Origin of the sequence: Actinoplanes sp. NBC_00393 (assembly GCF_036053395.1) — a bacterium.
Classification (GTDB): Bacteria; Actinomycetota; Actinomycetes; order Mycobacteriales; family Micromonosporaceae; genus Actinoplanes.
Window position 1 is genome coordinate 5,405,792 of sequence record NZ_CP107942.1, and the last position, 22,110, is coordinate 5,427,901.

The 22,110-nt window shown below is 71.9% G+C and carries 24 protein-coding genes; 10 read left to right on the forward strand and 14 right to left on the reverse strand.

The features are described from left to right. Positions 1–56: 56 nt before the first annotated feature. Positions 57–1,145 carry a LacI family DNA-binding transcriptional regulator gene (locus tag OHA21_RS25215; protein WP_328477717.1) on the forward strand — a complete coding sequence of 363 codons (1,089 nt, stop codon included), beginning with the start codon at positions 57–59 and terminating at the stop codon, positions 1,143–1,145. A gap of 572 nt (positions 1,146–1,717) precedes the next feature. Beyond that, complete coding sequence (locus OHA21_RS25220) at positions 1,718–2,239, forward strand: hypothetical protein (protein WP_328477719.1); 522 nt, start codon at positions 1,718–1,720, stop codon at positions 2,237–2,239. Between the two features lie 158 nt (positions 2,240–2,397). On the opposite strand, the gene OHA21_RS25225 is transcribed toward OHA21_RS25220, so the two are convergent. From OHA21_RS25225 to OHA21_RS25240, 4 genes are all read right to left on the reverse strand, one after another. Then, on the reverse strand, positions 2,398–3,111 hold the full coding sequence (locus OHA21_RS25225; RefSeq protein WP_328477721.1) for a hypothetical protein: 714 nt from the start codon (positions 3,109–3,111) through the stop codon (positions 2,398–2,400). 165 nt (positions 3,112–3,276) lie between these two features. Then, a complete protein-coding gene (locus tag OHA21_RS25230) occupies positions 3,277–3,951 on the reverse strand; it encodes a hypothetical protein (RefSeq protein ID WP_328477723.1) in 675 nt (224 codons plus the stop codon). Next, positions 3,948–4,766 (reverse strand): ABC transporter ATP-binding protein, encoded by an 819-nt coding sequence (locus OHA21_RS25235; protein WP_328477725.1) that lies wholly within the window; start codon positions 4,764–4,766, stop codon positions 3,948–3,950. The genes OHA21_RS25230 and OHA21_RS25235 overlap by 4 nt, the downstream gene beginning before the upstream one ends. Further along, a complete protein-coding gene (locus OHA21_RS25240; RefSeq protein ID WP_328477726.1) occupies positions 4,763–5,101 on the reverse strand; it encodes a PadR family transcriptional regulator in 339 nt (112 codons plus the stop codon). The genes OHA21_RS25235 and OHA21_RS25240 overlap by 4 nt, the downstream gene beginning before the upstream one ends. 117 nt (positions 5,102–5,218) lie before the next feature. Between OHA21_RS25240 and OHA21_RS25245 the strand changes: the two genes are divergently transcribed. The 3 genes from OHA21_RS25245 to OHA21_RS25255 are packed head-to-tail and all read left to right on the forward strand — an operon-like array spanning position 5,219 to position 7,625. Further along, positions 5,219–5,737, forward strand: a complete 519-nt coding sequence (locus OHA21_RS25245; protein ID WP_328477727.1) for a SigE family RNA polymerase sigma factor — start codon at positions 5,219–5,221, stop codon at positions 5,735–5,737. Then, positions 5,734–6,561: a hypothetical protein gene (locus OHA21_RS25250; RefSeq protein ID WP_328477729.1), complete on the forward strand. Its 828-nt coding sequence runs from the start codon at positions 5,734–5,736 to the stop codon at positions 6,559–6,561. The genes OHA21_RS25245 and OHA21_RS25250 overlap by 4 nt, the downstream gene beginning before the upstream one ends. Beyond that, positions 6,558–7,625, forward strand: a complete 1,068-nt coding sequence (locus tag OHA21_RS25255; RefSeq protein ID WP_328477731.1) for an amidoligase family protein — start codon at positions 6,558–6,560, stop codon at positions 7,623–7,625. The genes OHA21_RS25250 and OHA21_RS25255 overlap by 4 nt, the downstream gene beginning before the upstream one ends. Here the strand turns inward: OHA21_RS25255 and OHA21_RS25260 are convergent. Next, complete coding sequence (locus tag OHA21_RS25260; RefSeq protein WP_328477734.1) at positions 7,614–8,375, reverse strand: NAD(P)-dependent oxidoreductase; 762 nt, start codon at positions 8,373–8,375, stop codon at positions 7,614–7,616. The genes OHA21_RS25255 and OHA21_RS25260 overlap by 12 nt on opposite strands. Positions 8,376–8,494: 119 nt before the next feature. On the opposite strand from OHA21_RS25260, the gene OHA21_RS25265 reads away from it, so the two are divergent. From OHA21_RS25265 to OHA21_RS25280, 4 genes are read left to right on the forward strand one after another with little or no spacing between them, the layout of a single operon-like run. Then, a complete protein-coding gene (locus tag OHA21_RS25265) occupies positions 8,495–9,220 on the forward strand; it encodes a PIG-L deacetylase family protein (protein ID WP_328477736.1) in 726 nt (241 codons plus the stop codon). Then, on the forward strand, positions 9,217–9,903 hold the full coding sequence (locus OHA21_RS25270) for a 4-carboxy-4-hydroxy-2-oxoadipate aldolase/oxaloacetate decarboxylase (RefSeq protein ID WP_328477738.1): 687 nt from the start codon (positions 9,217–9,219) through the stop codon (positions 9,901–9,903). The genes OHA21_RS25265 and OHA21_RS25270 overlap by 4 nt, the downstream gene beginning before the upstream one ends. Next, entirely contained in the window at positions 9,900–10,955 is a 1,056-nt protein-coding gene (locus tag OHA21_RS25275) for a 4-oxalomesaconate tautomerase (RefSeq protein WP_328477740.1), read from the forward strand. The genes OHA21_RS25270 and OHA21_RS25275 overlap by 4 nt, the downstream gene beginning before the upstream one ends. Further along, positions 10,948–11,889, forward strand: a complete 942-nt coding sequence (locus tag OHA21_RS25280) for a VOC family protein (RefSeq protein WP_328477742.1) — start codon at positions 10,948–10,950, stop codon at positions 11,887–11,889. The genes OHA21_RS25275 and OHA21_RS25280 overlap by 8 nt, the downstream gene beginning before the upstream one ends. A 4-nt stretch (positions 11,890–11,893) precedes the next feature. On the opposite strand, the gene OHA21_RS25285 is transcribed toward OHA21_RS25280, so the two are convergent. Together OHA21_RS25285 and OHA21_RS25290 are read right to left on the reverse strand one after the other, a co-directional pair. Then, positions 11,894–12,550, reverse strand: coding sequence for a GntR family transcriptional regulator (locus tag OHA21_RS25285; protein ID WP_328477744.1), 657 nt, complete (start codon positions 12,548–12,550; stop codon positions 11,894–11,896). Positions 12,551–12,598: 48 nt separating this feature from the next. Then, complete coding sequence (locus OHA21_RS25290) at positions 12,599–13,363, reverse strand: alpha/beta fold hydrolase (protein WP_328477746.1); 765 nt, start codon at positions 13,361–13,363, stop codon at positions 12,599–12,601. 149 nt (positions 13,364–13,512) lie between these two features. Between OHA21_RS25290 and OHA21_RS25295 the strand changes: the two genes are divergently transcribed. Further along, a complete protein-coding gene (locus tag OHA21_RS25295) occupies positions 13,513–14,469 on the forward strand; it encodes a LysR family transcriptional regulator (protein ID WP_328477748.1) in 957 nt (318 codons plus the stop codon). Here the strand turns inward: OHA21_RS25295 and OHA21_RS25300 are convergent. The 7 genes from OHA21_RS25300 to OHA21_RS25330 form a co-directional block, all read right to left on the reverse strand. Next, complete coding sequence (locus OHA21_RS25300; protein WP_328477750.1) at positions 14,453–15,751, reverse strand: vWA domain-containing protein; 1,299 nt, start codon at positions 15,749–15,751, stop codon at positions 14,453–14,455. The two genes, OHA21_RS25295 and OHA21_RS25300, sit on opposite strands and share 17 nt — an antisense overlap. A gap of 11 nt (positions 15,752–15,762) precedes the next feature. After that, positions 15,763–16,740, reverse strand: coding sequence for an SRPBCC family protein (locus OHA21_RS25305; RefSeq protein ID WP_328477752.1), 978 nt, complete (start codon positions 16,738–16,740; stop codon positions 15,763–15,765). Next, the gene (locus OHA21_RS25310) at positions 16,737–17,600 is read right to left on the reverse strand and encodes an AAA family ATPase (protein ID WP_328477754.1); all 864 of its coding nucleotides are present in this window, start codon (positions 17,598–17,600) and stop codon (positions 16,737–16,739) included. The genes OHA21_RS25305 and OHA21_RS25310 overlap by 4 nt, the downstream gene beginning before the upstream one ends. Continuing rightward, positions 17,587–18,159, reverse strand: coding sequence for a nucleotidyltransferase family protein (locus OHA21_RS25315; protein ID WP_328477756.1), 573 nt, complete (start codon positions 18,157–18,159; stop codon positions 17,587–17,589). The genes OHA21_RS25310 and OHA21_RS25315 overlap by 14 nt, the downstream gene beginning before the upstream one ends. 12 nt (positions 18,160–18,171) lie before the next feature. After that, the gene (locus tag OHA21_RS25320) at positions 18,172–19,164 is read right to left on the reverse strand and encodes an XdhC family protein (RefSeq protein WP_328477758.1); all 993 of its coding nucleotides are present in this window, start codon (positions 19,162–19,164) and stop codon (positions 18,172–18,174) included. A 67-nt stretch (positions 19,165–19,231) separates the two neighbouring features. Further along, positions 19,232–21,625, reverse strand: coding sequence for an aerobic carbon-monoxide dehydrogenase large subunit (locus OHA21_RS25325; RefSeq protein WP_328477760.1), 2,394 nt, complete (start codon positions 21,623–21,625; stop codon positions 19,232–19,234). After that, positions 21,622–22,110 carry a (2Fe-2S)-binding protein gene (locus tag OHA21_RS25330; RefSeq protein WP_328477762.1) on the reverse strand — a complete coding sequence of 163 codons (489 nt, stop codon included), beginning with the start codon at positions 22,108–22,110 and terminating at the stop codon, positions 21,622–21,624. Before OHA21_RS25330 ends, OHA21_RS25325 begins: the two co-directional genes overlap by 4 nt.

Genomic DNA, 22,110 nt, shown 5'->3' on the forward strand with positions numbered 1-22,110 from the left:
ACGTTAACAATTTCGGCCGCGTAACACGATGTTTACGTAAACGTGTGTGCCGTATAGTGGCACGCGTCACCAAAGCGGTCAAGGAGTCGGGTATCGAAACTCAGCGTCTCCGCGCCGGCTCGGACGTCCCGGGCGGGCGCCGCAAACAGCGCGTGTCCATGGCCGACGTGGCCCGGCTCGCCGGGGTGTCCTCGCAGACCGTCTCCCGCGTCGCCAACGGTCAGCCCGGTGTCGTCGAGTCCACCCGCGAGCAGGTCCAGGCCGCCATGCGCGAGCTCGGCTACCGGCCCAACAGCGCGGCCCGCTCGCTGCGCTACGGCCGCTTCAACACCATCGGCGTGATCCTTTTCGGCCTCTCCTCCACCGGCAACAGCCGGACCGTCGAGGCCATAGCCACCCACGCCGCCGCCGAGGGGTACGCGATAACGCTCATCCCGGTCGGCATGCCCACCCAGGACAACGTGCTCGGCGCGTTCACGAGAATGGGCGAGCTCGCCGTCGACGGGGTCATCGTGATCATCGAGGTGCATCTGCTGGACGCGACGGCGGTGGCCCTGCCGCCCGGTGTGCACGCGGTCGTCGTCGACTCCGACGCCGGTGACCGCTACCCGGTCGTCGACACCGACCAGGCCGACGGGGCGCGGCAGGCGGTCCGGCACCTGCTGGAGCTCGGGCATCGTACGGTGTGGCACCTGGCCGGGCCGGCCGAGTCCTTCGCCGCCGAACGCCGGGCCGGGGCCTGGCGGGCGGCGCTGGAGGAGGCGGGCCGTCCGGTGCCGCCGGTCGAGCGCGGCGACTGGTCGGCCGACTCCGGCTACCACGCCGGCCTGCGGCTGGCCGGGGATCCGTCCTGCACGGCGATCTTCGCGGCAAACGATCAGATGGCGCTCGGGGTGCTGCGGGCCCTGCATGAGCGGGGGCGGCGAGTGCCGGAGGAGGTCAGCGTGGTCGGCTTCGACGACATCGCGGACGCCGGGTCGTACCTTCCTCCGCTCACCACCGTCCACCAGGACTTCGCCGAGGTCGGGCGCCGCTGCGTGCGGTCCCTGCTGGACCAGATCCACGACGGCCCGGCCGCCCCCGGCACCGACCTGGTCCCGACCCGCCTGACCGTCCGCGGCAGCACCGCCCCCGCCCCACACTGACCCCGCACCCACCGCACCACGCCGTCACCAGCCGCCGCCCAGGCACCCCGCAACCCACCTTGACGGGCGGCTCGCGCTGACCAGCCGCCACCCAGGCGCCCTACAACCGCGCCATAACCAGCCTGATGGCCGGCCCGCGCTCACCAGCCGCCGCCCAAGCACCCAACGGCAGGGGCTTTACCTGCCTGACGGGCGGCTCACACCCACCAGCCGCCACCCAGACGCCCTACAACCACGCCATAACCAGCCTGACGGGCGGCCCGCGCTCACCAGCCGCCACCCAGACGCCCAACAACAGGGGCATTACCTGCCTGACGGGCGGCTCACACCCACGAGCCGCCACCCAGACGCCCTACAACCACGCCATAAGCAGCCGGACGGGCGGCTCGCGCTGACCAGCCGCCGCTGGGGCACTTTACGGTCCGGGGGCGTTCGTTGGGATGGAGATCCCTGGGCAGCGGTGATCAGGCTGGGAACGCCGGGCTGGGCGGCTTGAGCGTCCACGACCTCGCGCAGGGTTGACCCGGCGGGGGAGGCTGTCAGGGATGGCTTCGACACGGAGGGTGATCTCCATGGCTCGCAAATCCCACAGCAGCAGCAGTGACATCCTGGAACAGGCCCGGACCGCCACCGACAGCGCCGCGGTGGGCCGGGTCTTCGGCACCCCGGTGGAGAAGGACGGCGTCCTGATCCTGCCGGTGGCGGTGATCAGCGGAGGTGGCGGAGGCGGCTCGGGCAGTGGCAGCGGTGCCCTCGGTATCAATGCCCGCAGCAGGGGCGCCCTCGGTGACAAGACCCGCACCAAGCCGGCCGACGACTCCTTCGGCACCGGCGCCACCGGATCCGAGCCGGCAGGCGAGACCGGCTCCGCGCCCGAGGGCCAGACCGGCTCCGAACCGGAAGGCGAAGGCTCCGGCGGCGGCTTCGGCTTCTCCGCCCGCCCGGCCGGCGTCTATGTACTGAAGGGCGGCCAGGTCTACTGGCAGCCCGCCGTCGACGTCAACAAGATCGTCCTGGGCGGCCAGATCGCCCTGGTCGCCGCCCTGCTGGTGGTCCGCTCGGTCCTGAAGCGCCGCAGCCGCCGACGCCGCTGACCGACCGGCCCCGCTAACCGACCGGCGCCGCTGACCGGACCCGGCGGCGCTAACCGGACCCGGCGGCGCTAACCGGACCCGGCGGCGCTCACCGGACCCGGCGGCGCTAACCGGACCCGGCGGCGCTCACCGGACCCGGCGGCGCTGGCCGGACCGGATCACTCCGCCGGGCTGAGCACCAGCCCGGCGGCCGGCATGTCGGCGCCGGGCCGCAGGCTGCGCAGTTCGACACCGGCACCCTCGACATGCAGCGTCGCCTCGCCGTAGCTGATGCGGTGTCCAGCCGCGACGAGGGCGTCGCCGATCGCGCGCAGCGGGGTCCGCTCGCGCGGCTGCAGGTTGACGCCGTCGAGGAGCACCTCGTCGGCGCGGCTCACGAGGATCCGCCGCACCTGTCCGTCCGGGCCGTACCGGACGGACAGGCCCTCGGCGTAGAAGCTGTCCTCGTCCGCGAGGATCGACCCCGGCGGGATCTCGAAGCTATTGCCGCCACCCATCCGCCGACGGACCTCGGCCCGGCTCTCGCCGAACCGCACCGCGCCCAGGCCGTCCCCGGTGACCCGGTAGCGGGTGACCGGATCGGCCACGGCCAGCTCACCCGGGGGCAATGCGACCAGGGCGCCGAACGTATACCGGCGATCGATCAGGGTGACCGCCTCCACCGAGTCACCCGGCGCGTACAGGGCCACCTCTCCCCCAGCGAAGCTCCAACCCGCATCATCGGCCACCAGCTCCACACCGGCGGCCCGCAGCGCCGCCACCACCTCATCGACCGGGCCGGCCAGCTCGACACCGCGATACCGCAGGCCCTCCGGATCGGGTATCTCCATCAGGTAGAGGCCGTGCTCCCGGGAGCATTTGAGCATCAGCATGTCGCCGAACATGTCGGTCAGATGGTCCGACCCCGCGCCGCGGCGGAACGGATCGGCCGCGCCCAGCTCGGCGTGCAGCCGGCTGCGAGCGGCGCCGAACCGCAGCGGGCCGGCTCCGACGCCGGGAACGATCTCCCAGTCACGCGTCGGCGCACCCTACCGGGCTCACGGCTCCGGGTAGCGGGCCACCCGCAGCCGCCGGGCGAAGACCGCCAGGGTGATCCCGGTGCAGAGCAGCCAGATCAGGGCCGCATGGCCGAGGCCGCGCCACACCATGTCGATCGGGCCGCCGTCGATGGCGTACGTGCCGATCTCGCGGGCCGCCCAGAACGGCATGAACTTGGCGACCAGGCCGGCCGGGTCGGCCAGCATCTGCACCGCGCAGACGCTGAGCAGCGCCAGCGCGCCCTCCAGTTCGCGGGGCAGCAGCGCGCCGACCAGGCTGCCGAACGGTGCCGCCACCAGTGTGGTGACCAGCATCATCAGGGCGGCCGCCCACGGGTGCAGGATGTCCTGGTCGAGCGCGGCGAGGGCGAAGTAGCCGAGGGCGAGGACCGTGCCGGCGCCGGTCATGGCGATCAGCCGGCCGCCGATGATGCCGGCCACTGACGCCCCGGAGAGCCGCAGCCGCGGGTCGACGCCGCGGGCCGCGTTCACCACGAACAGGGTGAGCGTGGAGACCGCCCAGCCGATGCCGAGCGCCAGCATCCGGGTGGACTGGCCGGCCAGGTCGCGGCGGACCAGGTAGAACCAGAGCGGCAGGGAGATCAGCAGGAGCAGCGCGGTCCAGCGGCGGCTCATCTCCCGGGCCGACAGCCCGGCCACCACGAGTGCGGTCATCGGTTTCCTCCCACCGCGCCCAGATCGAGCACGTGATCGACGTTCTGCAGTTCGTGCAGCAGGTGGGTGACTACCACGACCGCCCGGCCGGCCTCCCGCCAGGCCTGGACCTGCTGCCAGAAATCCAGGTACGACCCCTGGTCGAAGCCCTGGTACGGCTCGTCGAGCAGGAGCAGGTCGGGCCCGTGCAGCTCGCCGAGCACCAGGTTGAGCTTCTGCCGGGTGCCGCCGGAGAGCTGCTGGACGGGCTGGCCGGCGGTCGGGCGCCAGGCGAGGCGGGCGGCCAGATGCGTACCGGTGGAGCGGGCCTTGCGCGGCACCATCCCGGCGGCCGCGCCGAACAGGGTGAAATGTTCCTCGGCGGTCAGCCAGCCGGCGGTGCCGCCGTCCTGCGGCACGAAGCCGACCCGCTGGGTCCGGTGCACGGTGCCCGTGTCCGGGCGGATCAGCCCGGCGCAGATGCGCAGCAGGGTCGATTTGCCGCAGCCGTTGGCGCCGACGATCGCGGCCACCTCGCCGCCGCGCACGGTCAGATCAACACCGGAGAACACGGTACGCCTCCGAAAGCGCTTGCCCACCCCGGTCAACCGCAGCATGACCGGGCCCGCCGCGTACCGAACGGCAGCCTGAGCCGGCTCCTGGAGCTCGGTGACCAGGTGCCGCGCGTACAGATGGGCGGGGCCGAAGAGCTGGGCCGGGTCGCAGGCGTGCTCACCGGCCTGCTCGGCGCTCTCGGCGCTGAGCCGGCGGGCCCGCTCGGGCTGGAGACCGAGCCGGACCAGTTCCTCTTCGAAACGCACGGGCCAGTCGCTCATCGCGTGCGCTCCGTCGCCGATGAGCCGACCAGGGAGTCGACGCCGTCCCGGAACCGGCGCCACTCGTCAGTGTGGGCAGCGAGCAGGTCGAGGCCGGTGGGGGTGATCGCGTAGTACTTGCGGCGCGGGCCGGCGTCCGACGGCGCCCAGCTCGGCTCGGCGAGGCCCTGCTGTTCCAGCCGCAGCAGGGCCGGGTAGAGCGTGCCGCCGGGGACGTCGGCGACGCCGGCCGCGGCGAGGCGCTGTGCCAGCCCGTACCCGTAATCGGGCTGGTCGCGCAGCATGGCCAGCAGGCAGAGGTCGAGGAATCCGTGCAGCCACGGCCGTGGAGTCATGTAGGCAGACTAACTGCATACCAGTCCGCCTACCTAGCGGGGTCTACCCTGAAGATCTCTGAGAAATAGTTCGGAGTCCCAGTGCACAAACCACGACCGGGCCGCATCGAAGAGAGCGTGACCTTCGAGCAATTCGCGGTGGCCCGCCTCCCGAGCCTGCTGCGGTACGCGGTCGTCCTCACCGGCGACCGCGACCTGGCGCAGGACGTCGTGCAGGAGGTGCTGGCCCGAACCCAGGTCAAGTGGAAGCGGATCAGCGACGCCGACTCACCGGAGGCGTACGTGCGGCGGATGGTGCTCAACGAGTACCTCTCCTGGCGGCGCAGCTGGGCGGCGCGCAACGTGCACGCCGCCGGCGAGAAACTGGTCGAGATCGACGACGCCCGGGGCGGGGTCCGTGACCACGCCGACGGGGTGGTCGAGGCCGACGCTCTGTGGCACCGTCTGGCTCTGCTGGGCCGGCGGCAACGGGCGGTCCTGGTGCTGCGCTACTACGAGCAGCTGGAGGACGACGCGATCGCCGACCTGCTCGGGTGCAGCCCGGCCACGGTTCGCAGCCACGCATCGAAGGCACTGAAGACACTCCGGCTCACCTCCGAGCGGGAGCAGCGGGAATACGCCGAGGAGAGGTCGTGACCGAGCACCGAGACCGGCTGCGCGAAGCCTTCGAGACACACGAGAACCAGACTCCCGATCCGGCAATGGTCTTCGCCCGGGTCGAGGAGCTGGCGCGCAAGCACAAGTGGCGCCGTCGCGGCGTCCAGGCGGCCGGTGGAGCAGTGCTCAGCGCCGGCCTGATCGCCGGCGTGGCGAACCTGCCCGCCATCCTTCCGTCCGGACCGGCCGCGACCGTACCTGTCGCGGTGCTGCCGGCCGCCGCCGCGCCGTCGGCCACGCCCACCACCCCGCCGACCGACAAGGAGCTCCGGGAGCGCTGGGACGCCTATTTCGGCGCGGGGTACAACTACACGAGCGCGCTGGAGCTGGCGCGCCTGTGGAACATGAACCCCGATGAGACCGGGCTGGTCAAGGCGGAGGCCGGGCGCCGGCTGCTGGCCGGGGAGACCCTGCCGATCCGGCCGCTGCCGGAGGCCCCGGTCTCCGAGGAGCCGGCCGACCCGGCGGCGAGCAAGCAGCTCGACGCCTTCTTCAACGCCGGCTACACCTGGGACGAAGCGGTCGAGCTGGCGAAGCTGTGGAAGCTGGACGACCCCTCGGACGCCAAGTACGAGGCCGGCAAGCGGCTTCTGGACGGCAAGAAGCTGCCGGTCAAGCCGGACCCGAAGAACGTCGCCGAGGCCAAGAAGATGGAGAAGGCGAACGCCTTCTGGGACGCCGGGTACGACTACGAGGACGCCGAGAAGCTGGCGAAGCTCTGGAAGCTGGACGACACGTACGACGCCAAGATCATGGCGGGTGCCAAGATCCTGGCCGGCGAAACCCTGCCGATCCAGCCGTGACCGCCCGCCTGCGCCGGCGTATCGGCTTCGAGATCGAGCTGATGGCGCCACCCGGCGTCAGCCGGCGCACGCTCGCGTTCGACCTGGCCGGACGGTGCGGGGGCACCGTCCGGCCGGTCTGGCACCACGACAGCGAACCGTCCCTGGTCCCGGGCCTGGGACGGTTCCTGCATCTCACCCAGGGCTTCGAGGTACGCCGACCCGGCGGCGAACTGCTCTGCACGCTGGTCGACGACGTCACCCTGCTCGCCGGCCTCACCCCGAGCGCCCCCGCGGTGCCGGGCTGGTTCCGGATCCTGACCGACGACCGGCGGCTGCTGCGCCTGCTCGCCGCCCAGTGCAACCCGGGCGGCAGCCTGGCCAAGGTCCTCGACCCGGTCGCCGCCCTGTGGGGGACCGAGGTCCAGCAGCACGGCCCGGTGTACCGGCTGGACGACGTGGCCGGGGCGACCATCGCTCTCGCGGCGCCGCTCGCCGGGGAACGGGAACGGCCCTGCGAGGTGATCACCCCACCGCTCGCGGCGAATCACCAGGAGGCGCTCGCCGAGCTGCTCGAACCGGCGCGGGAGCTGGGCTTCACCGTGCCCCGCGAGGCCGCCGTGCACCTGCACCTGGACGGTGGGCCGTTCCGCCGGCCCGAGGCGCTGGCGAACCTGGTGCGGCTCTTCGCGTACTGGCGGCAGCCGCTGCGCGCGCTGCTGGCCACGAATCCGGCCTGCCGTCGCCTGGCGCCGCTGCCCGAGCCGCTGGTCGCGGCCGTGGCGGGCAACCCGACCACCGAGGAGCTGCGCGGGGCGGCGAAGGCGGGCGGGCTGACGAAGTTCTTCGACGTCAACCTGACCCAGGTGCTGACCGACACCCCGCCGGTCCGGGACACCGTGGAGATCCGGATCCTGCCGGGCGGGATCGACGCCGGCGAGATCGTCGACCGGGCCGCGCTGGCCGAGCTGCTGCTGGACCGCTGCCTCGAGCCGGAGCCGGTGCCGGCCGCGCCGGACGACCCGGCGGCCGCCTCGGCAGCCCTGCTCGAGCTCGCCGCCGAGGCGCTGGCGCTACGGGACTAGATCGTCCAGCCAGTCGCGGCTCGCTTGCGCGATCCGCGCGGGGACCCCCAGGTCACCGAGGAGTTCCGCAGCCGCGGCCATTTCTTCCCGGCGGCGTACGGCGTGCTTGTGCGACCCGCCCCAGAGGCGGTCGAGCGTGGCGGCGTTGCTGCGGATCAGCTCGTCGCGGATGTTGCCGCGCAGCCACTCCTCCAGACCGGCCGCCTTCGCCGCCGTCAGGGCCTCCACGACGGCGGCGGCCATCCCCTTGTAGAAGACGCTGCGCAGCAGTTTGCGGGTGGCGGCCGCACCGATCGGCCCGTCCAGCACCTCGACGCTCGCGCCGAAGCCGCGCAGGACACCGGCCAGCTCCCCGGCGGCGGGACCGCTCATGGTCATCGGGGTGTGCAGGCCGCGGCCGGGAACCGGGGACATCAGGGCCACGTCGACGACGCGTACCGCGCCTTCGCCGAGCGTACCGAGACTCTCTTTGAGCCCTGGGGTGGCCGTGTTGAGATCGGCCCAGATGGTGCCCGGCCGCAAGGCCGGCAGTGAGTCGCGCAGCGCCTCGGCGGCGTCGGCCGCGCTGTTGACGCTGAGCACTATGGAGGCGCCGCGGCAGGCCTCGGCGTCACTCGCCGTGTTGCGGACACCGGGCGGCGCCGCGACCCTGGGGTCGTAGGCCTGCACGGTCGCGCCGGCCTCGGCCAGGTCGGTGGCGATCAGGCTGCCGGCCTCGCCCAGGCCGAGCACGGCGATGACGACGGTCATGGCGCCTCCTCCCCATGCCGCCACAGGGCGACAGGATTGTCAACAATTGTTTGGCCTACCAGGATGGCCTAGGCTACCAATTGTTGACAATCTCGCAGGCATTCTGAGGGGACGGCGTGATGACCGATTCGACCCTGGTGCTGACCGCTCACCCCGGCGACTTCGTCTGGCGGGCCGGCGGCGCGATCGCCCTGGCCGCCGCCCGCGGGCAGCGCGTGGTGATCGGCTGCATGAGCTTCGGTGAGCGCGGCGAGTCGGCCTCGCTGTGGCGCAAGGGCTACACGCTCGACGAGGTGAAGGCGCACCGGCGGAAGGAGGCCGAGCAGGCCGCCGCGGTGCTCGGCGCCGAGATCCGGTTCTTCGACGCCGACGACTACCCGCTGGTCGAGACGCCGGAGCTGTTGCAGGGCCTGATCGATCTGTACCGGGAGGTGCAGCCGACGGTGGTGCTGACCCATGCGGCCGCCGACCCGTACAACGGGGACCATCCGTTCGCGCACGCCATCGCGCTGAAGTCGCGGATCCTGGCGCAGGCGCCGGGCGTCGAGGGGCCGGGCGAGGTGATCGGCGCGCCGCCGGTCTTCTGCTTCGAGCCGCACCAGCCGGAGCAGTGCGGCTTCCTGCCGAACGTGCTGCTCGACATCACCGAGGTCTGGGAGCGCAAGGTCGAGGCGATGCGGATCCTCGCCGCGCAGAAGCATCTGCACAAGTACTACACCGAGCTGGGCAGCCGTCGCGGTCTGCAGGCGGCCCGCAACTCCGGGCCGAACCTGGGACTGCCCAACGAGACGTACGCCGAGGCGTTCATGCGGCTCTACCCGCAGGTCACCAAGGAGCTGTCGTGAGCCGCCACGTGATCGTCCGGACCTCGAAACGGGTGCCGGAGCAGGTGCTGAAGGGCCTGGCCGAGGCGGGCGCCTCAACGGTCCACGAGGCCGACGGGCGGCGCGGCGCCGTCTCCCCCGACCTGCGGCCGATCCAGGCCGGCGCCCGGATCGCCGGCTCGGCGGTGACCGTCTCCTGCCACCCGGGCGACAACCTGATGATCCACGCGGCGGTCGAGCAGGTCCGGCCCGGCGACGTCGTGGTGATCACGACGACCTCGCCGTCGACCGACGGCATGCTCGGTGATCTGCTCGCCACCTCGCTGCGGGCCCGGGGCGCGATCGGCGTGATCCTGGACGCCGGGGTTCGCGACGTGGCCGAACTGCGCGCGATGGGCTTCCCGGTGTGGTCACGGGCGGTCAGCACGCAGGGGACGGTCAAGGCCAGCCCCGGGTCGGTGAACGTGCCGATCGTGGCCGGTGGCCAGGTGATCCACCCGGGCGACGCGATCGTCGCGGACGACGACGGGGTCGTGGTGGTGCCGCACGCCCGGGTTGCGGAGGTGCTGGAGGCGGCGCGGGCGCGGACCGCCAACGAGGACGCCAAGCGGCAGCGGCTCGCCGCGGGCGAGCTGGGCCTGGACATGTACCGGTTACGGCCGCTGCTCGAGGAGCTGGGCGTGGTCTACGTGGACGAGTCATGAGCGTTCCCGTGATGATCCTGCGCGGCGGGACCTCGAAGGGCGCCTACTTCCTCCGCGAGGACCTGCCGGCCGCTCCGGAGGAACGGGATGAACTACTCCTGTCGATCATGGGCTCGCCGGATCCGCGGCAGATCGACGGCATCGGCGGCGGCCACCCGCTGACCAGCAAGGTCGCCGTGGTGAACCGCTCGGCGGACCCGGAGGCCGACGTCGACTACCTGTTCCTGCAGGTTCAGGTCGACCAGCCGCGGGTCAGCGCGGAGCAGCCGTGCGGCAACATCCTGGCCGGGGTCGGGCCCTTCGCGATCGAGCGCGGCCTGGTGGCCGCGTCCGGCGACACCACCGCAGCGGTACGGGTCCGCATGCTCAACACCGGCGCCCTGGCAGTAGTCACCGTGCCGGTCCATGACGGGCGGCCGGTCTACACCGGCGACACCGCGCTCAGCGGCGTCCCCGGCACCGCCGCCCGGATCGAGGTCGAGTTCCGGGACACGGCCGGCTCGGTCGCCGCCGGGCTGCTGCCGACCGGGCGGGTCCTCGACGACCTGGACGGCGTGCCCGCCACCCTGATCGACAACGGGATGCCGGTCGTCCTGCTCACGGCCACGTCACTCGGCGTCACCGGTTACGAGACGCCGGCCGAACTCGAGGCGGACGGGCGGCTGCGGCGGCGGGTCGAGGAGCTGCGCCTGGCCGCGGGCAAGCTCATGGGGCTCGGGGAAGTGAGCGCGACGACCGTACCGAAGATGTGCCTGATCGCGGCGCCCGCCCAGGGTGGCTCGCTGTGCACGCGGATGTTCATCCCGCATCGCGTGCATTCCTCGATCGGCGTGCTCGCGGCGGTGACCGTCGGCACCGCGGTGGCGATGCCCGGCAGCGTCGCGCACCGCGAGACCACCGGGACGATCCGGGTGGAGCACCCCACCGGCTTCACCGACGTGGTCATCGACCTCGACGCCGGCCGCTCGGCGATCGTCAGCACCGCCCGCCTGCTCCTGGACGGGCGGGTCCATCCCCGCCTCACTGTGGAAGGGGCCATCACGCATGGCTGAGAAGATCCGTGACATCGCGCATGTCTCCGCGGTGGAGCTGCTGACGCCGGTCCTCGACGACACGGTCCGCTTCTTCACCGACCAGATGGCGATGGAGGTCGTCGAGCGCCGGGGGAACAGCGCCTACCTGCACGCCTGGGACGACTACGAAAGCTTCACCGTGAAGGTCACCGGCGGCGGCACGTCCGGCATCGGCCGCACTTGGCTGCGGGCGCGCAGCCCGGAGGCCCTCGAACGCCGGGTGCGCGACATCTCTTCCGCCGGTCTCGGCGAAGGCTGGAGCAAGGAGGAGCCGGGGTACGGTCCGGTCTTCCACTTCACCGACCCGGATGGGCACCCGTTCGGCATCTACTACGAGACCCAGCGTTATCTTGCTTCGGACGCCACCCGCCCGTCGCTGAAGAACCAGGCCTCCCGTTTTCCCGGTCGTGGCGCCAATGTGCGGCGGCTCGACCACGTCAATTTCCTCGCCCGTGATGTGCCGTCCGACTTCGTCCCGGCCGTCTTGACCGGGCGGGCCAGCGAGCAGATCGTGCTGGACAGCGGCGTGACGGCCGCAGTTTGGTTTACCTTTTCGGACAAATCATATGATGTCGTTTACACCCGCGACTGGACCGGTTCTTCCGGCCGCCTGCATCACGTCGCTTTCGCAACCGACACCCGCGAGGACATCCTGCGCGCCGCCGACGTCTTCCTCGAGGCCGGCGTGCACATCGAGACCGGGCCGCACAAGCACGCCATCCAGCAGACATTCTTCCTGTACGTCTGGGAGCCCGGCGGCAACCGCATCGAGCTCTGCAACGCGGGCGCCCGGCTCCTGCTCGCCCCGGACCACGAGGTGGTGACGTGGACCGAGGCGGAGCGGGCGAAGGGCCAGGCCTGGGGTCTGAAGACGATCGAGTCCTTCCACACCCACGGCACCCCGCCGGTCTGACCTCTCAGTGCAGGCCGGGGGCGTCCTCCAGGGACCGCAGCACCTCGATGACGCTGGCGATGTGATCGCGCATCGCCGCCTCGGCCTCCTTCGGATCCCGCTCCCGGATGGCCGCGATGATCCGGTCGTGCTGCGGCAGCGAGACCATCGGACGGCCCGGCAGCAGCGACAACATGAACTGGTGCCGGGCCAGCTGCGCGCGCAGTGTGCCGATCAGCCGGTCCGCGGTGGCGTGCCCCGCGATCCGCCGGATCAGGGCGTGCAGCTGCTGGTTGAGATCGCTGTAGCGGCGGAACTCGCCGGCCTCGACGGCCCGCCGCATCAGCAGACCGATCTCGTCGAGCTCGCTGGCCTCCTCGTCGGTGACCCGGGTCGCGGCCTGCGCCGCCACCAGGCCCTCCAGGACCATCCGCACCTGCGTGATCTCGATCGTCTCGGCCAGCGAGATCTTGCGGACCTGGGCGCCCCGGTTCCGCTGGATCTCCACCAGGCCCTCGCCGGAGAGGTCCTGCAAGGCCAGCCGGATGTTGAACCGGCTCACCCCGAACCGCTCGATCAGCTGAGCCTCGACGAGGCGCTCCCCCGGTGTGTACTCACCGGCGAGGATCGCCGTGCGCAGCGCGTCGCGCGCGGCGGCCTTGCCGTTGTTCTCCGCAGCCATCTACGTCCCGTCGCCCCTGGTGCTGATCGCGGTACGATACCGCGCACCTCACCCGTTCAAGAACGAGATCAGCTCCGGGATGAAGGTCGCTTCCCGGACCGCTCCGAGATGATCTCCGTCGATCACCCGCAGCTGCGCGCCGGCGATCGCCTTCGCGAGCACCTCGGGCCGCCCGGCCAGCACGTCGTCACGGCCGGCCAGCACCAGCGTCGGCGCGGTGATCGAGTCCAGCGGGATCGGCTCGGCGTGCATCCGCTGCGCCTGCGCGCCCAGAGCGGCCCGGTCCCCGCCGACCGCGTCGATGAACGCCCGGAACCCGGCGGCGTTCGGGTCGGTGATCGTGGCCGGGTCCTCGGCGTCCAGGGCCTCCCGCAGCGGCCCCGGGCCGATCACCCGGGTGTCGACGCCGCCGAGCTCGACGACCGCGGCGCCGACCCCGCCGACCACCAGCCGGCGGATGCGGCTCTCCCTGGTCGCGGTGATCAGCGCGACGATGGCGCCCATCGAGTAGCCGACCAGGTCGACCGTCTCCACGTCGAGCAGGTCGAGCAGCGTGGACACGTCCTCCGACATCCGTACCTCGCCGTAGAAGGCGGGGTCGTGCGGCTTGCCGGACTGCCCGTGCCCGCGGGCGTCGATCGCGATCACCCGGCGGCCGGCCTCGTTCAGCGCGTCCACGACGCCGGTCAGCACCCAGTTGGTGGTCCCGTTCGCGATGAACCCGTGGTGCAGCAGGACCGGCGGCTGATCGGACTTCCCGGCCCAGCTCTGGTAGAAGATCTCGACGCCGTCGGTGGCCTGGAACGTGGGCATGGGCGGTCCTCTCTCGGTCGGTGCGGCGTGAAGCCTAGCCGTGAGATCGGCGGACACGGATCGGCTAGATCGCCGGTGTCACGCCGGGGCCGCGATCGCGATAGATTGCTGTTAGCTTCCAATCACTGTCGTAGGGGGATGGACGGGCTGTGACCCCCACTCAGTTACGCGCCTACTCCGCTGTCGTCCGGCTCGGGTCGGTCAAACAGGCCGCGGCCCACCTGGAGGTCTCCGAGTCGGCGGTGTCGCTGCACATCGGGCAGCTGCGCCGGGAGCTGGGCGACCAGCTGTTCTCGCGTACCTCGGGCGGGCTCACCTTCACCCCGGGCGGGCTGCGCCTGGCCAGCCGGGCCACCGAGATGCTCGGCCTGCAGGACATCACGGTCCTGGAGGTCAGCTCCGCGGGCCAGGGCCGGCGGCTGCTGCGGGTCGGCGCGTCCAGCCTGTTCGCCGAGCACGCCGCCCCCGGCCTCATCGAGTTGTTCGCCAACCGGGCCGCCGACCTGGATCTGGAGCTCAGCGTCCGCAATCCGGGATCGTTCCGTGAGCTGCTGATCGACCGGCACATCGACATCGCGATCGGCCCGCCCCCACCGGCGCCGGACACCGCGGTGGTGTGCCGCCCGGTCATGTACTACCGGGTCGTGACGGTCGCCGCCCCGGACCATCCGCTCGCCGGGACCCAGCCCACCGCGCGCCAGCTGCGGGAACAGACCTGGCTGCTCGGCCCGTCGGCGGCGGCGGACAGCGGGGCCATCCGCACGCTGGTGCGGCGTCTGGGCATCCCGGATGACCGCCAGCAGATCTTCCAGAGCCACGCCGCCGCGGTCGAGGAGGCCAAACGCGGCCGCGGCGTGGCGGCCGCGCTGTCCTTCACGGTGGCGCCGGAGGTGCGGAAAGGCCATCTGGTGCAGTTCTGCGGGCCGAACGCGAGCCTGGAGGAGGTCTGGCATTCGCTCACCCTCGCGGAGCCGGCCACCCCGTCGGCGGCAGCCGAGCTGGCTCGCTTCGCGTCTACGCCGCGCGCCATCCAGGCCATGATGCGCGGCACCGGCATCAATGTGGCCCGCTTCCGCCCTTCGGTCCACGTCACCCTCTGGAGCTGACGCCGGGGCCGTAGCGCTGCCGCGCGGGCGGTGCGGTCAGCGCCGTCAGGCGGGTGGCGGCCTCGGCCAGGTCGCTGAAGGTGGCGGCGGGCAGCAGGTGGTCACAGAAAGGCAGGGCGGCGGCCATGCCACCGGCGCGCGGGACGAAGCCGGGTGCGCCGGCCCGGGGATTCAACCACAGGATTCGGTACGCACGACGCCGCAACCGGGCCATCGCGGCAGCCATCGCCTCCGGTGGATCGCTGTCCCAGCCGTCCGAGGCGACGATCACGATGCCGCCGCGCACAGCGTTCCCGTGGTACGAGTCGAGCAGCGCCCCGATGTTCCCGGCGATCCGGGTGCCGCCGAACCGGTCGGTCACCGCGGCGCCGGCCTGCTCGATCGCCTCCCGTACCGAGGTGTGCCGCAACGCCGGGGTGAGCCGGGTCAGCCGGGTCGCGAAGGCGAACACCTCCGCGTCGGCGACCAGCGTGAACGCGCGCATCAGATGCAGATAGGCGGTGGCCTGCGCGCGCATCGACTCGCTCACGTCGCAGAGCAGAACGACCCGGCGGGGACGGCGTACCGGTCGTTCCCGGACCACCGACACGGCCTCCCACCCGGTACGCCGGGCCCGCGCGATGGTCGGCCGCAGCGCGACCCGACGGCCGGCCGGATCGGCGGCGTGCCGTCGGCTGCGGCGCAGCGGCCAGCGGGTGAGCGCGGTTCGCAGGGCGTCGCCGAGCGCCTCGGTCTGACCCGGGTCGAGGTCCTCGAACGGCTGCTCGGCCAGGGCCGCGAGAGCGCTGGGCCGCAGCTCCGGCACCCGCAGACCGGAATCGTCGCCGGTCTCGTCGGCGGACACCGCGGGCGGCAGCGTGGCCCAGGGCAGCCCGCCGCCGGACACCGTCTCGTCCCCACCGGCCGGCACGGTGACGTGCGTGCCGTCGTCACGCCGGGGCGGGGTTCCCGACGAGTGGTTCAGCGGCAGCGGGGCCGCATCGTCGAAGACCGCCGCGAAAACCCGGTCGAAAACGGCGAGGTCGGCGTGCCGCCGGACCAGGGCGACCCGCGCGGTCCAGTAGAGGGATCCGCGCGCGAGCGGCGGACTGATCTCCAGGGCCCGGACCAGGTCGTCGGTCTCGGTGATCCCGGCGGCCAGCCCGGCCCGGCGCAGCCGCGCCACGAACGCCACAGCGAACGCGGCCCGGTCGATCCCCCGCAACAGCACCGGCCCGGACGACAGCTCCGGCCCGGGTCCGGACCCGGCGGCCGGCGGCGGGGTGGGGTCGGCGGTGGGCAACGGTGGGTCCGTCAGGGGCGGGTGACGGCCCAGACGATGACGGCTGCGGCCACGGCGACGCCGACGACCACCGGGACGACGCGCTTGTAGATGGACTTGCCGGCGACGTCGAGGAGGTCGAGAGGCTCGGGCTCCTCCGACTCGATCTTGCGCTCGACCGGGGCGGCGCCGGTGGCGGCCGGGGTGCGGGCTTCGACGGCGGCCGGGCTGTCGGCGGCCTCGATCAGGTTGGCGGAGGGGACGTTGAGCGGGGCGATCGGGTCGGGCGTGCCCTCGGCGGTCTCGAGGCGGCCCGCGGCCGGTTCCACGACGCCGGCAGAAGGGTCGGGCACGACCGCCTCGGTCGCGGAAGTCTCCACATCGGGGGTGCCCGGCGCGACCGCGCCCAGCGAGACCGCGGAGTCCGGTGCGGTCGCGACGGCCGCCGCCGATGCGGTGCCTTCCGACGCGGCCCCGGCTCCATCAGCCACCGGGCCGGCGTCGGCCGAGGAAGGAGCAGGCGCAGCGGAGGCGGGCGCGGCGGCTGCAGCGGAAGCGGAGGGTTCCGCGGCCAGTTTGGCCTCCAGGTTGGCTACGAACTGGGCCAGCAGCTTGCCCGACACCTCCTTGATCATGCCGCTGCCGAACTGGGCCAGCTTGCCGCTGATCTTCAGGTCGGTGTCCACGCTGACCTTCGTGCTGTCCGCACCGGACGGGGTCAGCACCGCCGTGACCAGCGCCGAAGCGTTGCCCGCGGACCGCGCGTCGCGGCCCTTCGCATCGATCACCGCTCGGTACGCCGCGTCGTCCTTCGAGGTGAACCGCGCGGTCCCGGTGAAGTCGGAGATCACCGGGCCGACCTTCACCTTGACCTTGCCCTGGTAGACCTCGCCCTCGACGCCGGTCAGCTGGGCGCCGGGCATGCACGGGGCGATGCCTTCCAGGTCGGTCAGCACCTGCCAGGCCCGGTCGATCGGGGTGTGCACGGTGAACTCGTTGGTGATCTTCATGCGCGGGTCTCCTGGGATACGGCCTCGGCGACCAGGATCCGGTCGTCGGGGGTCTTGGCGATGGTGCCGATGGTGCGCAGGACGTCGGCGTCGGCGAGTTCGGAGACGCCGAGCGCGGCCAGGGCGGACACCCAGTCGATGGTTTCGGCCAGGCCGGGCGCCTTGTCGAGGTCGAGGCGGCGGACCTTGCCGATGAACTCGGTGGTGGACCGGATCAGCGGCACCGCGGCGCCGGGGACCGAGCGGCGCACGATGGCGGCGGCCCGTGCCGGGGCCGGGAACTCGATCCAGTGGTAGAGGCAGCGGCGGCGCAGCGCGTCGTGCAGGTCGCGGCTGCGGTTGGAGGTGAGCACGACGATCGGCGGGCGGGTGGCGGCGAACGTGCCGAGCTCGGGGACGGTGATCGCGGCCTCGCCGAGGAACTCGAAGAGCAGCGCCTCGAACTCGTCGTCGGCCCGGTCGATCTCGTCGATCAGCAGCACCGGCGGGGTCGGGCCGCTGTGGCGTACCGCCCGCAGGATCGGCCGTTCCTGCAGGAAGTCGGTGGTGAACAGGTCGGCGTCGTCGAGTGACACCCCGCGGGCCTCGGCGAGCCGGATGTGCAGGAGCTGACGCTGGTAGTTCCACTCGTAGAGGGCTTCGCCGGCGGTCAGGCCCTCGTAACACTGCAGGCGGATGAACGGCGTGTCCAGCGCCTGGGCGAGGGCCTTGGCCGCGGCGGTCTTGCCGACGCCCGGCTCGCCCTCCAGCAGCAGCGGCTTGCCCAGGCGCAGGGCCAGGAAGACGGCCATGGCGAGGCCGTCGTCGACCAGGTAGTCGACGGCGTCCAGGCGTTCGATGACCTCGTCAGGATTGTTCATTCGCCAGCAGCCGCTCGTAGTCTTCTCGGGTGTCCACGTCGATCGGCACGGTACCGTCGGCGTCGATCTCGGTCACCGGGTACATGCCCGCATGCAGCAGCTTCCAGACCGCTTTGTCGCCGTGCAGGTACGCCAGTTCGCCGAAGACGTCACGGTGGAACAGGAACGGGTGCCCGAGGCCGTCGGTGTAGCGGCAGACCCCGAGCGGGGTCGGCACCCGGGCGAGACGGTGCACATCGGACGGCCGCACGCCGGGCTGGTCGCCGAGGAGCAGGACGAGCCGGTCCGAGGCGGCGGAGACCGAGGAGACCGCCGCGCTGATCGACGATCCGCATCCGGTGGAGAACGCCGGGTTCTCGATCGCGCGTACCCCGGAAAGGTCCACCTCGGCGCGGATCGCCGCCGCCGAACCGCCCAGGGTGACCAGCAGTTCGGCGAAGCCGCAGGCGCGGGCCATGTCCAGGGTGGCGTCGAGCAGCGTGCGGCCACGGAACGGCAGCAGCTGCTTGGCCTCGCCGAACCGGCGCGAGCCGCCGGCCGCCAGCACCAGACCGGTCACGCGGCGCATCGGCTAGGCCGCCGTGTATTTCTTCAGGCAGCCGGGGCAGCAGAACCAGTAGTCCTGGCCGTCCACCACACCGTGCGGGGTGTCCGGCCCGATCACCACGGTCATCCCGCAGACCGGGTCGATCGCGGTGCCGGCTGTGCGGTTGCCGGCCGGCGACGGTTCGAAGGGGGCCGGCCCGACGGGCAGCGTCGGGCCGGCCACGAATTCGGGTCCGGCGTGCGCGAAGGCCGCGGCCTCGGCGTGCGGCGCGGCCTTGTGCAGCGGCGCCGGCTCGGCGGATCCGGCGGCGAGGCCGCCGACCCGCACTTCCCGGACGATTTCGGCGAGCACGGAGAGAGCGATCTCCTGCGGGGTACGCGCACCGATGTCGATTCCCGCGTGCGGACGAACCCGGGCCCGCTCGCCGTCGGTCAGTTCCATGGCGTCGAGCAGCACCGCCGACCGCCGGTGGCTGGCGACCAGCGCGATCAGGGCGACTCCGGCGTCCAGGGCGGCCCGGATGACGCGTTCCTCGTCACGGCCCAGCCCGGCCACGACCACAGCGGTGACGCCCCGGAAGTCGCCGTCCGGCGCGACCTCGAAGTCGAGGAACTCGGCCAACTCGGCGACGGCCGCACCGATCGGGGTGGCGCCGGCGACCGCGACCAGAGGTTTCGGCAGCACCGGGCGCAGGAAGATCTCGATCGCCCCGCCGGAGTGGCAGGGGTTGACGACGACGAGCGCGCCGGGCGTCTCCGGGAAGTCGGCGGAGTCCTCGGGCAGCACCCGCAGCAGCATGGTGTTGCCGTCACGCAGGGTGTTCAGCGCGGCGGCGCGTACCGACGTCTCCGCGCAGACCCCGCCGATGAAGCCCTCGATGGACCCGTCGGCGAGGATCACCGCGTCGTCGCCGGCCCGGGCGGAGGTGGGATCCTGGGCCCGGACCACGGTGGCGTGCACGAAGGGTCGCCGTGCGACGGTCAGTTCCCGCGCCCGCTCGGCGATGGACGTCGTCATCGCGTACTCCTCAGGGGTGTTGAACTTGCGGGTGCCGCGCACGCGGCGCGGCACCCGCAGGAAGTGCCTAGATCGGCGGCGTCGCCTGGCCGCGCATCGCGTCCCACACGCGGCTGGGCGTGAGCGGCATGTCCGCGTGCCGGACCCCGAACGGCCGCAGCGCGTCCACCACCGCGTTGACGATCGCCGGCGGCGAACCGACCGTGGCCGACTCCCCGACACCCTTCGCGCCGATCGGGTGGTGCGGCGACGGGGTGACCGTGAAGCCGGTCTCCCAGTCGGGCACCTCGAGGGAGGTCGGGATCAGGTAGTCCATCAGCGAGGCGCCGAGGCAGTTGCCGTCCTCGTCGAAGGAGATCATCTCCATCAGCGCCATGCCGACGCCGTCGGTGAGACCGCCGTGCACCTGCCCCTCGATGATCATGGGGTTGATCCGGGTGCCGCAGTCGTCGACCGCGATGAAGCGGCGGACCTTGACCTCGGCGGTGCCCGGGTCGATGTCGACGACGCAGATGTACGCCCCGTGCGGGTAGGTCAGGTTCGACGGGTTGTAGCAGATCTGCGCCTCGAGCGCGCCCTCCATGCCCTCCGGCAGGTCGCCCGCGCCGTGCGCCCGGAACGCGATCTCCTGGATCGTGACCGACTTGCCCGGGTCGCCCTTGACCTGGAACGCGCCCTTCACCCAGTCCAGGTCGGCGACCGACACCTCGAGCATCGCCGAGGCGATCAGCTGCGCCTTGTCGCGGACCTTGCGGGCCACCAGGGCGGCCGCGGCGCCGGAGACCGGCGTGGAGCGGCTGCCGTACGTCCCGAGCCCGAACGGCGTGTTGTCGGTGTCACCGTGCAGCACGTCGATGTCGGCCGGCGGGATGCCCAGCTCCTCGGCGATGATCTGCGCAAACGTCGTCTCGTGGCCCTGACCCTGGGTCTTCACCGAGAGCCGGACGACCGCCTTGCCGGTGGGGTGCACCCGCAGCTCACACCCGTCGGCCATGCCCAGGCCGAGGATGTCCATGTTCTTGCGCGGGCCGGCGCCGACCGCCTCGGTGAAGAACGCGATGCCGATGCCCATCAGCTCGCCGCGGGCCCGCTTGAGCTCCTGCTCCTTGCGCAGCTCCTCGTACCCGGCCATCTCCATGGCCAGGCGCATGGTGGGCTCGTAGTCGCCGGAGTCGTACACCCAGCCGGTCTTGGTCGTGTACGGGAACTGGTCGGGCTGGATGAAGTTCTTCAGGCGCAGCTCGGCCGGGTCCATCTGCAGCTCGTACGCCAGCACGTCGACGATCCGCTCGACCAGGTAGACGGCCTCGGTGATCCGGAACGAGCAGGCGTAGGCGACACCGCCGGGCGCCTTGTTCGTGTAGACCGCGGTCATCTTGCAGTGCGCGGCCTTCAGGTCGTAACTGCCGGTGAAGACGCCGAAGAAGCCGGCCGGATACTTCACCGGGGCGGCCGTTCCGTTGAAGGCGCCGTGGTCGGCGAGCACGTTCGTACGGATCGCCAGGATCTTGCCCTCAGCCGTCGCCGCGATCTCCGCCCGCATGATGTAGTCGCGGGCGAAGCCGGTGCTGATCAGGTTCTCCGAGCGGTCCTCCATCCACTTCACCGGCTTGCCGGTGACGATGGAGCCGACGATCGAGTGCACGTAACCGGGGTAGATCGGCACCTTGTTGCCGAAGCCGCCGCCGATGTCCGGCGCGATCACCTGGATCTTGTGCTCGGGGATGCCGGCGACGATGGCGTACAGGGTGCGGTGCGCGTGCGGGGCCTGCGTGGTCGACCAGAGCCGCAGCTTGCCCTCGACCGGGTCGAAGTCGGCGACCGAACCGCAGGTCTCCATCGGCGCGGGGTGCACCCGCGGGTAGACGATGTCCTCCTTGACGATCACGTCCGCCTCGGCGAAGACCCGGTCGGTCTCCTCGGCGTCGCCGGTCTCCCAGTCGAAGACGTGGTTGTTCGTCTTGTCGGTGAGGTCGTCGCGGATGATCGGGGCGTCCGCCTCCAGGGCCTTGCGGACGTCGATGACCGGGTCGAGCACCTCGTACTCGACGTCGATCAGCTCGAGGGCGTCGCGGGCCTGGTAGCGGTCCTCAGCGACGACGAACGCCACCTCCTGGCCCTGGAAGCGCACCTTGTCGGTGGCGAGCACGGCCTGCACGTCGTTGGAGAGCGTCGGCATCCAGGCCAGGCCGAGGCCCTTGAGGGTCTCGCCGGTGACGACCGCCTTCACCCCGGGCGACGCCTCGGCGGCGCTGGTGTCGATGCTGATGATCTTCGCGTGCGCGAAGGGCGAGCGCAGGATCGCCAGGTGCAGCATGCCGGGCAGCTGCACGTCGTCGACGAACCGGCCGCGGCCGCGCAGCAGACGGGCGTCCTCCTTGCGCAGCATCCGCCCGAAACCGACCGGCTTCTGGTCGTTGTCCTCGAACTCGGTGAGCTTCCGGTCCTGAACGTCGGTCATGCCTGCGCCACCTCCTCCTTCGCCTGGGCCTCGTGCACCGCGGTCCACCGGACCGACCGGATGATCGAGGAGTAACCCGTGCAGCGGCAGATCTGGCCGGAGATGGCCTCGCGGATCTCGCCCTCGGTCGGGTCCGGGTTCTTGTCGAGCAGCGCGCGGCAGGTCATGAGCATGCCCGGCGTACAGAAACCGCACTGCAGGCCGTGGCACTGCCGGAAGCCCTCCTGCAGCGGGTCCAGCTCGGCGCCGTTGGCCAGGCCCTCGACCGTACGCACCTCGTGGCCCCCAGCCATCGCGGCGAGCACGGTGCAGGACTTGACGGGCTCGCCGTCCAGCTGCACCACGCAGACGCCGCAGTTGCTGGTGTCGCAGCCCCAGTGGGTGCCGGTCAGGCCGAGCACGTCGCGCAGGAAGTGCACGAGCAGCATGCGGCCCTCGAGCTCACGGGTGTACTCGACCCCGTTGACGGTCATCGTGACCTGCAT

Excerpts from the sequence above, each read along its gene's own strand:
- OHA21_RS25220 (WP_328477719.1), top strand. The coding sequence starts at position 1,718 with ATGGCTCGCAAATCCCACAGCAGCAGCAGTGACATCCTGGAACAGGCC.
- OHA21_RS25225 (WP_328477721.1), bottom strand. The coding sequence starts at position 3,111 with ATGCTGATGCTCAAATGCTCCCGGGAGCACGGCCTCTACCTGATGGAG.
- OHA21_RS25230 (WP_328477723.1), bottom strand. The coding sequence starts at position 3,951 with ATGACCGCACTCGTGGTGGCCGGGCTGTCGGCCCGGGAGATGAGCCGC.
- OHA21_RS25235 (WP_328477725.1), bottom strand. The coding sequence starts at position 4,766 with ATGAGCGACTGGCCCGTGCGTTTCGAAGAGGAACTGGTCCGGCTCGGT.
- OHA21_RS25240 (WP_328477726.1), bottom strand. The coding sequence starts at position 5,101 with ATGACTCCACGGCCGTGGCTGCACGGATTCCTCGACCTCTGCCTGCTG.
- OHA21_RS25260 (WP_328477734.1), bottom strand. The coding sequence starts at position 8,375 with ATGACCGTCGTCATCGCCGTGCTCGGCCTGGGCGAGGCCGGCAGCCTG.
- OHA21_RS25265 (WP_328477736.1), top strand. The coding sequence starts at position 8,495 with ATGACCGATTCGACCCTGGTGCTGACCGCTCACCCCGGCGACTTCGTC.
- OHA21_RS25275 (WP_328477740.1), top strand. The coding sequence starts at position 9,900 with ATGAGCGTTCCCGTGATGATCCTGCGCGGCGGGACCTCGAAGGGCGCC.
- OHA21_RS25280 (WP_328477742.1), top strand. The coding sequence starts at position 10,948 with ATGGCTGAGAAGATCCGTGACATCGCGCATGTCTCCGCGGTGGAGCTG.
- OHA21_RS25285 (WP_328477744.1), bottom strand. The coding sequence starts at position 12,550 with ATGGCTGCGGAGAACAACGGCAAGGCCGCCGCGCGCGACGCGCTGCGC.
- OHA21_RS25290 (WP_328477746.1), bottom strand. The coding sequence starts at position 13,363 with ATGCCCACGTTCCAGGCCACCGACGGCGTCGAGATCTTCTACCAGAGC.
- OHA21_RS25305 (WP_328477752.1), bottom strand. The coding sequence starts at position 16,740 with ATGAAGATCACCAACGAGTTCACCGTGCACACCCCGATCGACCGGGCC.
- OHA21_RS25310 (WP_328477754.1), bottom strand. The coding sequence starts at position 17,600 with ATGAACAATCCTGACGAGGTCATCGAACGCCTGGACGCCGTCGACTAC.
- OHA21_RS25320 (WP_328477758.1), bottom strand. The coding sequence starts at position 19,164 with ATGACGACGTCCATCGCCGAGCGGGCGCGGGAACTGACCGTCGCACGG.
- OHA21_RS25325 (WP_328477760.1), bottom strand. The coding sequence starts at position 21,625 with ATGACCGACGTTCAGGACCGGAAGCTCACCGAGTTCGAGGACAACGAC.
- OHA21_RS25330 (WP_328477762.1), bottom strand. The coding sequence starts at position 22,110 with ATGCAGGTCACGATGACCGTCAACGGGGTCGAGTACACCCGTGAGCTC.